A 9,484-nucleotide genomic window follows, 5' to 3' on the forward strand; every position below is an offset into this window, starting at 1 on the left:
TGGAGAAGCGAATAGAGGAGTTTAAGCAATCGAAGAAACCTAAAAACGGATAATGCACCAAATATGGTGCGTTATCCGTTTTTTATGGTATAATGAAAGCAAATATGAGGAGGTCTTTATCTATGATTGGAGACAATATCAAATCACTACGCCGAACACACGATTTAACACAGCCAGAATTTGCGAAAATGGTTGGGATTTCACGCAATAGCCTAAGTCGTTATGAGAATGGAACTAGTAAAGTTTCAATAGAACTCATCGACCGTATTTGTCAAAAATTTAATGTTTCTTATGTCGATATTGTAGGGGAGGACAAGATGTTAACACCTGTTGAAGATTACCAACTGACTTTAAGAATAGAAGTGATTAAAGAACGTGGAGCAGCAATATTATCACAGCTTTATAGATACCAGGATAGTCAAGATATTGCTTTTGATGATGAATCGAATCCTTGGATTCTCATGAGTGATGATTTGGCTGAATTGATCAATACAAAGATTTACCTTGTCGATACCTTCGATGAAATTGAGCGTTACAATGGCTATTTAGATGGTATTGAGCGGATGTTAGACATTGTGCATCATCGGGTGGTGGCTTAATGAGGTTGGAAGAATTTAGTGAGGCTGACTTTCAGAAGGCCTTGCAGCGAACCATTCGGGCTTTAACCAGAGGAAAGACGATTCCAGCTCGACCGAAAGCTATCTTGCTTGGAGGACAAAGCGGGGCAGGTAAGACGACTATTCATCGTATCAAGCAAAAAGAATTTCAAGGTAATATCATTATCATCGATGGTGATAGCTACCGTTCTCAGCATCCCAATTACATAGCCCTGCAAGAAAAGTATGGCAAGGACAGCGTGGACTATACCAAGGGATTTGCAGGAAAAATGGTAGAGCATCTGGTTGACGAACTCAGTACGCAGGGTTATCACTTGCTGATTGAGGGAACCTTGCGTACCACTCAAGTTCCTCGTCAGACTGCTCAATTATTAGCTTCGAAAGGATACCAAGTTTCTTTAGCTATTATTGGTACCAAACCAGAACTGTCATTTCTCAGCACCTTGATTCGTTACGAAGAACATTATGCTATAGATCCCAATCAAGCGAGATCAACCCCAAAGGAACACCACGATGGGATTGTAGAGAACTTGGTTGATAACCTAAGGAAGTTAGAAAGAGAACAACTCTTTGAACAAATTCAGATTTATCAAAGAGATCGAACTTGTATCTATGATTCTGAAACAGATGAAGGCTCCGCAGCAGAGGTTCTTCAAAACTGTCTTTTCGGGAAGTGGAGTAAGGTTGAGGAAGAGATGTTGAAGGTAGGACAGGAACGGTTGGGGGAATTAGGAATTTAAAGGAGATTATCGAAAGTGACAGGAAAAAAGAATAATGCGACATCTAGTTGGAGTGGTTATAATCATCAAGGACAGGTTGGTATTTTCCTTGCTTTAAAGGAGCTAAATGAGTAACTTCAAAAGGGGGATAGTTATAGTGGCTATTCTATAGAATTTGAAAAAGAAGATGGCGAAGATGTAGATATTGTTCAGAACAACACAGTTATTTCAAGGCATCAGGTGAAGGCAAAGATAACTTCAAAAAATCTAAATGACTATAAGGATGTTTTGACAGAATTTAATGTTAATGGTGTTGATAAAGGGTCTAGGTCATCTGCTGGTAATTCTGCTCAAAAGGTTACTCAAGATAATGCCCTTTCTGATAAGTATAATGAATTACGCCAATCTGGATTGAATAGAAGCGAAGCTAAAACTGCAGCAGAAAGTTGGTTGAAGTAACAAGCGGCACTTCATGATCCAGATCAAATAGCTGGTGGTTTTGCTAAAAATGTTACTGGTGTTGGTGATGCGGGGATTAATTCTTCAATTGGTTCGCAATGGAAAACTAGAATTGGAACAGTGGATGAAGTAGTTGATAATATTGTAAGAACAACACCGTATGAAGATTTAAGCAAGATTTACTTGAATGTAAAATTAGTTCCATAGGGAGAAAATTATGTCACTAAAAATTTCTAAAGTTTTATCTATGCCAGATGATGTAATTGATAAATATCATCAACAGATTCCAAAAGAATTATTGGAATTATGGAAGAAAGAAGGCCAGTGCCTATTGCTTAATGGTTATCTAAGAGTTATTAATCCAGATGACTATTTAAAGTTTATTCAGGATACATATTTTAGAGGAGAACTTTCCATACCAATTTTTATAACTGCATTTGGAGATATTATAACTCTAGAAGAGAGTAAATATTTGAGAATAGTTAGATATAAAGATGGAGATTTTGTATCTATTTTGGAAAATATGTATTATTTTCTACAGGACTTAGAGGATGAAGAACTCTTAGAAGATTATTTTGAAATTCAACTGTATGAAGAAGCGGTTGATCGGTTTGGAACTCTAAGTTTTGAACAATGTTTTGGATTTGTTCCACTCCTAGGATTAGGAGGCCAGAAGCATATATCTAATATTGATAAAGTAGATACTTTAGAACATTTGAGTTTAATTACTCAATTTATAGGTGGTATCGGCTTTGATGATTGATTTAAGAGGGCAAATTTGCCCTCTTTTTGAGTTTATTGTAAAATAATGATACTCAAGTTGCCAACTACGTTAAGAAAATCGATTGGAAGAAGGTAGCTGTCACAGCTGGTGCCATTGGTGTTGGTATTGCTCTTACGGTTGCAACCGGTGGTCTAGGTGCACCAGTCGCAACGGCGATTGGTGGTGCAGCTTCTGGAGCCATTATATCTGGCTATGACGCTTATAGCTCAGGTCAGCGTGGTTGGGCATTGGCTGGTTCAACACTAAAAGGAGCAGGACTAGGAGCTATTACAGGTTTTGTAGGTGGTCAATTTATTGGAGCAGGAGCCAATGTAGCAGCTAATGTGACCCAAAACATTGCCAACCAGACTGTTCGTCATGTTGCGAAGGCGGGTGTTGAAGCTGGTGTTGAGACCGTTATAGATACGGGTATCTCCGTTGCGACAGGGAATCCAATTTCTCTTAAGAATGTCGTGACAGACTATGGTCTCAATCTCATTACCAATGGCTCAGGCAGTGTTTCAAGTAAGAAATCTGCCAAAGCAGATGTACCGAAGAACAAGCCGAAGTCTGGGGATGTTGCAGTTACGAAGTCTCGTCAGTCATCTACTCCTGTTCAGCAACTGTCTAACCCTGGACCTAATAAGTCTAGAATCCCTGTGGAAGCTGTAGATGGCAATGGAAATAAGGTATATGGTGAGATTCTTGAACCTGGTTACATACATACGAGACCAGTTAAAGATGTGACATCTACTACGTCTACATCTCAAAAACGAATTTCAGGTCCGGATCCTAATGCCCCAAGACTTGAAGCTCCATCATCAAATACAGCACAAATTAATCCGCATAATATTAGATTTAGTCAGAGTTCAGTCAATGGAGCGGATGCTATACAGAGCAGTATGGCCAAAAGTGGTTGGAAAGGAGATGCGATTGATGTTGTTAACATGCCTGATGGTCAGTTAACAACTATTGACAATACAAGAGTAATAGCTGCTAGAGGAGCTGGGATTGATGTTACCGCTAGGGTGCATCAACATGCAGATTCTCTTCCAGATGAATTTATAGACCGATTTACAACCAGAGCAGGTACACCTTCAACTTGGGGTGAGGCAGTTCAATTACGTGTTGGGAAACAAAAGTCATCTTTCCGTACTGGAAATCCATACGGCTCATATGATTTGGAACGGAGGAATTAATTCATGTCGGTTATTACATTTGAGCATTCTTTTTTTCGATATCCACAGCATCTAAAAGATTTGATTTCTGAAGGAATTGTTGATTTTGGTGTATGGTATTTAATGAATGATGAGCAGACTACTAGAAGATTTAAAGGGCTTCAAGAGAGATATCCTGAGCGTAAGTTATATCCATTTGCGAGGAGAGATGATAATGATGATATTGCTTGTTTTGAAAAGGAGGATAATACTACAGTGCATATCATTCATGATTTTGCTGATGCAGGATGGGAGCAAAAAGATATTTTTCCTAATATTGATGCATGGCTGAGGTATACTGAAGAATGTAATATTCAAAATGCTATTGATAATGAGGAATAGTAGATAGAAATCCTCTAATACTTGAAAATATACATCAGCACTGACTCAAGCAGATATTCCGAGAAGCCAATGGCATATACTAGATCGAACTGGAGATCCCCTTCAAGAAGCACTGCTTGATGGTCAATTATCACGCAATAAGCTATCATCTAGTGGGACTCCAACAGTTAGAAAGAGTGGAGGTACCAGGGGTGGTAAATAAGATTATTTATGAGTTACCTATGTTTTCTACATTGTTAGATTCACCACCAAAGATTGATTTTGTGAAAGGAGATGTATTAATATCGCTAAGTGGATATGATGCTGATGAGCATTTTCATAGCATTATCTTGAAATTTCATAGTGTATTTGAATTTGCAAAAACATATTCAAATTTTGCAAGTAGTGTAGAAGCTTATGATAAAGTAGTTGAGTTGACTGATTCAAAAAGAATTATCGAACTCAAGTCTAGGAATAAGATTTTATTTGAGTCTCTAACACTCAAAGCACCTATCAAACACTTTAGTTTATTTTTAGATAGTTATGATATCTATAATATAATATGTTTACATTGTGAGGTGATAGATGATAGATTACGAGAAATTGAGTAAAGATTGCTCGTATATTTTAAGACATGCTGCTGATGATTATTTTTTGACTAGTGATAGTCAGGGTTGGGTTGATTTGAAGGAGTTTATTAATGTGTTAAATCTATGTTTCGGATGGAATACACTGAACGAACTTGATATAAACGTTATGATAGTTCAATCTAAAATAAACGATATGAAATTGTTGACGGAAGAATACGAGCAATGTATGGTCATTCAATTAAGCAAAAAATTATATATGAAGAACGTGAGCTACCCTCATTTTTATATCATGGAACAGAAGAAAAAAATATTATCCCTATTCTTAAATATGGCTTAGAGAAACAAAGACGACAATATGTACATTTGACAAATGATTATAATATTGCTTATTATTCAGCAATTAGGAAAAATAAAAAAATTACTGTTATTAAGATCAGGTCTAAGGCAGCTTGGAAGGATGGAATTAAATTTTATCAGCCAGAAATAGGTGTTTGGCTGGCAGACTATATTCCTTCTAAATACTTAGTAAGTATTTGAATATCCTTCTATTCTATTAGTTTTAATCATAGTAGTTTACAATTATGCTAGAAGCTGGCTAACTTCGAGAGTATTTGTTTTGATATTTTTGGATTTCTTTAAAAAGATAGTTTGGGATTCGATGATTGATTTAAGAGGGCAATTTTGCCCTCTTTTTGAGTTTATTGTATAATAATGATACTCAAGTTGCCAACTACGTTAAGAAGATTGACAGGAGGAAGGTAGCTGTCACAGCTGGTGCTATTGGTGTTGGTATTACTCTCACCGTAGTCACTGGTGGTCTAGGTGCCCCGGTAGCTATGGCTATTGGAGGTGCAGCTTCTGGAGCCATTATATCTGGCTATGACGCTTATAGCTCAGGTCAGCGTGGTTGGGTATTGGCTGGTTCAACGCTAAAAGGAGCAGGACTAGGAGCTATTACAGGTTTTGTAGGTGGTCAATTTATTGGAGCTGGTGCCAATGTAGCCGCTAATGTGACACAAAATATTGCCAACCACACCGTTCATCATGTTGCGAAGACGAGTGTTGAAGTTGGTGTTGAGACTGTCATAGATACGGGAATCTCCGTTGAGACAGGGAATCCAATTTCTCTTAAGAATGTCGCGACAGACTATGGTCTAAACTTAGTTACCAATGGTTCGGGTAGTATCAGTAATACTAGTGCAACCAAACCAATCAAGGTTGGTGGTGTGGAAGTTTACGATGCAAACTACAAACACACACGCCCAATTAAGGATGTCACTCCAGTAAACAATCAAAAACTATTGACTGGACCTGACCCGAATGCCTTGAAGCTGGAGGCGCCAAAGCAGAAGTTAGCATTACCTATGCCTAATGATATTGTGACTATTCAAGTAACGAAAAGGAAATATCCTCAATCTGCTCAACATATTCCAGATGCGCGCGTGTTTAGTGGACTTAGAAGTGGTATAATAGAAGAGAAAACTACTGTTTTGTTAGGAGTTACCAATAAGTCATGGATTAGTGACTTGTCAGATTGATTAAAGAGAATTTTAAATAGAAAGTCTTCAAATATGAGAGCACTTGATAAAGGTGATGATACTATTCATAATTTTTTAGTGTATCAAAATGGCGATGATTCTAATATTATGGACTACGATCCAAAGTTTAATGATATCTTAGTACAAAAAAAGGGACTATGTTTTAAAACATTCTATGAAAATTGGGAGAATCAGACATTTGAATCACTTCTAGAAGTGGAGGGTGCTCTAGAGCTGGAGTTGATATTTGAAGAAGAAGTTCTATCGGAAAGTTTTGGTTTTCGTAATATAGGAGTTTGGTTTAATGTCACTAAGACTGCGGATTATAATTTCAGATATAATAGTATCGGTGTTATACCTGAGTATAGAGGAAAGGGAGTTTACTATTGAAATCAATGATTGTAGTATTAGAAAGTGTAAGAAATAATAGCGTTGAGTTCTCATTAGTTAATACAGTAAAAATTGAAATTGATGATAAATTTTCGATTTATAATTCTATCTTAACTGAGTTAATACCTGAGGAGCGAATGCAATATAGGGTGTTTAAAGTAGAAAACCGAGAAAAAGATTTAAACCAAATGAGAGAGTTATACAGCCAAAAGCTAGAAAAATTGTATTTCAACTTAAGTTAGTTAAGTCCAATAGTATAATTTAGAGCATTATTCCTTTTTATAGCCATAGACTGAAACGATTTCAACAGTAAAGACATAATAATTGAGGATGATAAATTATGAAGTATGTAAAGTTAAATGAAGGTATTCCATTTGATGTTGAAAATTTTGAAGATAAAACAAATAAAACCTTTCCCTATTTTCAAGCTGGAAAAAATATGCATTATGCCCAAGTTGTGGTTCTTCTGTTCAAATTATTGGTGGAAATAATAACTTGACACAGAATAGAGGAGGAAGATTATATGCAGCACATACAAAAAGTAATGTCAGGGGTTTGAATTTTAACGAGGCAGCAAAACACAGATGCATAAATTATGAGGGAAATAATAATAATTGGCAAAGAATTTATGAGGTTAGACAAAATATCCCCGAAAATCAAGATGTACTGGAGTATTTAGAAGAGAATATTGATGAAATTGCTATTGCTGTGGAGTCTTTAATTGGTTTTAAGTGTAAATTTCAAGACAGAAGAAGTACAGTATTTGAAAATTTGTACCAGTCTTTTATAGCCAATGGTGGCTTATGTATAACGAATGATCAATTTGTACCAGAATATTTACCTAGAATGATCATAAAACGAGCAGCACCGGTAAAATGTTGGGGTGCGATTCCTATAGGTAGAACCAAGGATTATTTAGAGCGTACTCAAACTTTTGAAGGTTCAATTGAAAAAGGACAATTTACACCTGCCATTGAAGTCGAGTTTGTAGGAACTTTGGATCATGATGAAAATCCTACTAGACTTAACATGAGATTAATTATTGGTGAGAAAGAGTTGGATATGTACCATATCGATGCAAGGATAAATTAGAAGAATAAGTTTACCTAAATTTACCCAATTTTATTTGTTCAAACAAGATGATGTTTTAGCATTAGTTTAGTCCAATAGTATTATTCTAACTATTTTTAGCCAGTATTTCGTCTATTAGTATAGAAGAAAGCTCTCAGCACACGTCGAGTATGTTACTCTGCTCGTAAAAGCCTAGAAATCTTTGAACAAAAGGGATACTGAAAAGCCTTGATTGCAAGGCTTTTTGTATTGAGGTGGGGAAGTATCAGAGTGAGAAATTTTTTGGAGTGAGTAGAAGTGATAGCTAGAAATTATCGGTTTCTATTTCCATTTACCCTGTGGGTACGTGTTTGTTTCCATTGACAAGGAGTTTATGGGAATAGAAACGTACCCACCTCTAATATCGCCTGAATGATCGATTGAAGTGTGCGTGCTGAAATTGATACAAATTATTGTTATAGTGTCAAATTAGGTTAAAGGGACATTAATGGGCTGTTTTAAAATCGCACATTGTCAAGTCAAGTGCAACAAGTTCATCGATAACTAGAGAACCAGAGGTTAAGCTGTCTGGGCTAGCCCAAACAGAAATTTCGAGGATTGATATTGAAGAAGTCGTCTGGGGCGCTCATTGATGGCAGTGATATACTTGTCCAGTTCTTCAGAGGTTAGTGAATTAAGTGAGACTCCTTTAGGAATATATTCTCTGAGGAGGCCATTGAAGTTCTCGTTTGTTCCTCTCTCATGTGAAGAATAAGGATGTGCAAAGTAAATATCAACGGCTTCCAGGTCTGAGAGTAAACTAAACTCCGCACCATTATCTGCTGTGATGGATGCAATAGGATACAGACTGGTGAGATGCCTTACAGCACTATTAATGGTGTGGGACTGTTTGTCTTCTAGCTTAACGCCCAGTGCATAGCGTGTCTGGCGCTCTACCAAGGTCAAAATAACTGCTTCACCTTTGGTTTTCTTGCCAAGAACTAAATCAATCTCCCAATGCCCAAATTCAGAACGGTCATTGATACACTCTGGACGTTCTTCGATAGACTTACCTAAAGTCTTCCGATTCATCTTCGTGACTTTCTTAGAACGTTTTCTGATACTAACCATCTTAGGCAGATCGATTGGTTTAATAGCTAACAACCCCTCTTTGATATAACGATAAATCGTTTTGGTAGAGGGTACGACTTCTTCAGAATGGCTTGTTTTATAAGTCTGAACAAAACTATCTACGCTATGGAGACGGACGTTAGCCTTCAAGGCATCTCCTAATTGTTCAATGAACCTAGCGGAGTAGTCATTCAACTTGAGATAAGAACACTTTCGGCGATTGGTCTCATAGACACGTTGTCCACTATCAGCGAAATAGGTGCTGAAATAGGTTCGTTTCCCATTCTTATCCTGTACCTGATCTACTGAACCACGTTTGATTTCTCGACAGATTGTAGACCGGTGACGACCCAGAAGCCGAGCGATTTCAATTGGTTTCTTTCCCATTTTAAGATAAGCTGCAATTTCACCACGTTCTGTGGCTGAGAGATGAGAATAGGATGAGTTTCTGGTAGAATGAGTGTTGGACATGTTCATCTGCTTTCTATACTGAGTTGGGGAATTCTAGTATATCAGACGAACATGTCTTTTTTGTTGCACTTCATTTTACAACGCGGGAAAAAATAATCATAAATAACTTGTAAAAATATAAATTTTATGGTAAAATAAATGCATTAAAGTTAAAGGAGACAAAACTATGTCTGGACAAATTCGTGTATCCCCAGAAACGCTACAATCTCGTGCTCGTG

The 9,484-nt window shown here is 37.0% G+C and carries 15 protein-coding genes and 2 pseudogenes; 15 read left to right on the forward strand and 2 right to left on the reverse strand.

The window, feature by feature from the left end:
• Positions 1–122: 122 nt before the first annotated feature.
• From pezA to J5566_RS10005, 5 genes and pseudogenes are all read left to right on the forward strand, one after another.
• Positions 123–599, forward strand: coding sequence for a type II toxin-antitoxin system antitoxin PezA (gene pezA / locus J5566_RS09985; RefSeq protein WP_208563138.1), 477 nt, complete (start codon positions 123–125; stop codon positions 597–599).
• Positions 599–1,357 (forward strand): type II toxin-antitoxin system toxin PezT, encoded by a 759-nt coding sequence (gene pezT / locus J5566_RS09990; protein WP_208563139.1) that lies wholly within the window; start codon positions 599–601, stop codon positions 1,355–1,357. Before pezA ends, pezT begins: the two co-directional genes overlap by 1 nt.
• 267 nt (positions 1,358–1,624) lie before the next feature.
• Entirely contained in the window at positions 1,625–1,795 is a 171-nt protein-coding gene (locus tag J5566_RS10605; RefSeq protein WP_244229020.1) for a hypothetical protein, read from the forward strand.
• 12 nt (positions 1,796–1,807) lie between these two features.
• Positions 1,808–2,002: pseudogene (locus J5566_RS10815) on the forward strand (polymorphic toxin type 15 domain-containing protein); the annotation flags it as partial.
• Positions 2,003–2,012: 10 nt separating this feature from the next.
• Positions 2,013–2,558, forward strand: a complete 546-nt coding sequence (locus J5566_RS10005; RefSeq protein ID WP_208563140.1) for a T6SS immunity protein Tdi1 domain-containing protein — start codon at positions 2,013–2,015, stop codon at positions 2,556–2,558.
• A 64-nt stretch (positions 2,559–2,622) separates the two neighbouring features.
• Here the strand turns inward: J5566_RS10005 and J5566_RS10010 are convergent, their stop codons facing one another.
• Positions 2,623–2,760, reverse strand: a complete 138-nt coding sequence (locus J5566_RS10010) for a hypothetical protein (protein ID WP_208563141.1) — start codon at positions 2,758–2,760, stop codon at positions 2,623–2,625.
• 46 nt (positions 2,761–2,806) lie between these two features.
• Between J5566_RS10010 and J5566_RS10015 the strand changes: the two genes are divergently transcribed.
• The 10 genes and pseudogenes from J5566_RS10015 (at position 2,807) to J5566_RS10050 (ending at position 7,706) form a co-directional block, all read left to right on the forward strand.
• Positions 2,807–3,757: a hypothetical protein gene (locus tag J5566_RS10015; RefSeq protein WP_208563142.1), complete on the forward strand. Its 951-nt coding sequence runs from the start codon at positions 2,807–2,809 to the stop codon at positions 3,755–3,757.
• Between the two features lie 3 nt (positions 3,758–3,760).
• Positions 3,761–4,117 carry a hypothetical protein gene (locus J5566_RS10020; RefSeq protein ID WP_208563143.1) on the forward strand — a complete coding sequence of 119 codons (357 nt, stop codon included), beginning with the start codon at positions 3,761–3,763 and terminating at the stop codon, positions 4,115–4,117.
• Between the two features lie 191 nt (positions 4,118–4,308).
• Positions 4,309–4,707: a hypothetical protein gene (locus J5566_RS10025; protein ID WP_208563144.1), complete on the forward strand. Its 399-nt coding sequence runs from the start codon at positions 4,309–4,311 to the stop codon at positions 4,705–4,707.
• Positions 4,682–4,756, forward strand: a pseudogene (locus tag J5566_RS10820) (hypothetical protein); the annotation flags it as partial. The gene J5566_RS10025 and the pseudogene J5566_RS10820, both read left to right, overlap by 26 nt.
• A 128-nt stretch (positions 4,757–4,884) precedes the next feature.
• The gene (locus J5566_RS10725) at positions 4,885–5,223 is read left to right on the forward strand and encodes an RNA 2'-phosphotransferase (protein ID WP_348002285.1); all 339 of its coding nucleotides are present in this window, start codon (positions 4,885–4,887) and stop codon (positions 5,221–5,223) included.
• Positions 5,224–5,378: 155 nt separating this feature from the next.
• Positions 5,379–6,224, forward strand: a complete 846-nt coding sequence (locus tag J5566_RS10615; RefSeq protein WP_244229021.1) for a hypothetical protein — start codon at positions 5,379–5,381, stop codon at positions 6,222–6,224.
• A 33-nt stretch (positions 6,225–6,257) separates the two neighbouring features.
• Positions 6,258–6,614: a hypothetical protein gene (locus J5566_RS10620; RefSeq protein WP_244229022.1), complete on the forward strand. Its 357-nt coding sequence runs from the start codon at positions 6,258–6,260 to the stop codon at positions 6,612–6,614.
• Positions 6,611–6,856 (forward strand): hypothetical protein, encoded by a 246-nt coding sequence (locus J5566_RS10625; protein ID WP_244229023.1) that lies wholly within the window; start codon positions 6,611–6,613, stop codon positions 6,854–6,856. The genes J5566_RS10620 and J5566_RS10625 overlap by 4 nt, the downstream gene beginning before the upstream one ends.
• 98 nt (positions 6,857–6,954) lie before the next feature.
• Positions 6,955–7,113, forward strand: coding sequence for a hypothetical protein (locus J5566_RS10045; protein ID WP_208563147.1), 159 nt, complete (start codon positions 6,955–6,957; stop codon positions 7,111–7,113).
• Positions 7,110–7,706 carry a hypothetical protein gene (locus J5566_RS10050; RefSeq protein ID WP_208563148.1) on the forward strand — a complete coding sequence of 199 codons (597 nt, stop codon included), beginning with the start codon at positions 7,110–7,112 and terminating at the stop codon, positions 7,704–7,706. Before J5566_RS10045 ends, J5566_RS10050 begins: the two co-directional genes overlap by 4 nt.
• A 537-nt stretch (positions 7,707–8,243) precedes the next feature.
• Here the strand turns inward: J5566_RS10050 and J5566_RS10055 are convergent.
• On the reverse strand, positions 8,244–9,266 hold the full coding sequence (locus tag J5566_RS10055; RefSeq protein ID WP_208563149.1) for an IS30 family transposase: 1,023 nt from the start codon (positions 9,264–9,266) through the stop codon (positions 8,244–8,246).
• Positions 9,267–9,484: the final 218 nt, after the last annotated feature.

Origin of the sequence: Streptococcus suis, from assembly GCF_017601095.1 — a bacterium.
GTDB lineage: Bacteria > Bacillota > Bacilli > Lactobacillales > Streptococcaceae > Streptococcus > Streptococcus suis_Z.

Bases quoted from the DNA above. Each gene is read 5' to 3' on its own strand.
- J5566_RS10045 (WP_208563147.1), top strand. From the start codon at position 6,955: ATGAAGTATGTAAAGTTAAATGAAGGTATTCCATTTGATGTTGAAAAT.
- J5566_RS10020 (WP_208563143.1), top strand. From the start codon at position 3,761: ATGTCGGTTATTACATTTGAGCATTCTTTTTTTCGATATCCACAGCAT.
- J5566_RS10055 (WP_208563149.1), bottom strand. From the start codon at position 9,266: ATGTCCAACACTCATTCTACCAGAAACTCATCCTATTCTCATCTCTCA.
- pezA (WP_208563138.1), top strand. From the start codon at position 123: ATGATTGGAGACAATATCAAATCACTACGCCGAACACACGATTTAACA.
- J5566_RS10010 (WP_208563141.1), bottom strand. From the start codon at position 2,760: ATGGCTCCAGAAGCTGCACCACCAATCGCCGTTGCGACTGGTGCACCT.
- J5566_RS10620 (WP_244229022.1), top strand. From the start codon at position 6,258: ATGAGAGCACTTGATAAAGGTGATGATACTATTCATAATTTTTTAGTG.
- pezT (WP_208563139.1), top strand. From the start codon at position 599: ATGAGGTTGGAAGAATTTAGTGAGGCTGACTTTCAGAAGGCCTTGCAG.
- J5566_RS10005 (WP_208563140.1), top strand. From the start codon at position 2,013: ATGTCACTAAAAATTTCTAAAGTTTTATCTATGCCAGATGATGTAATT.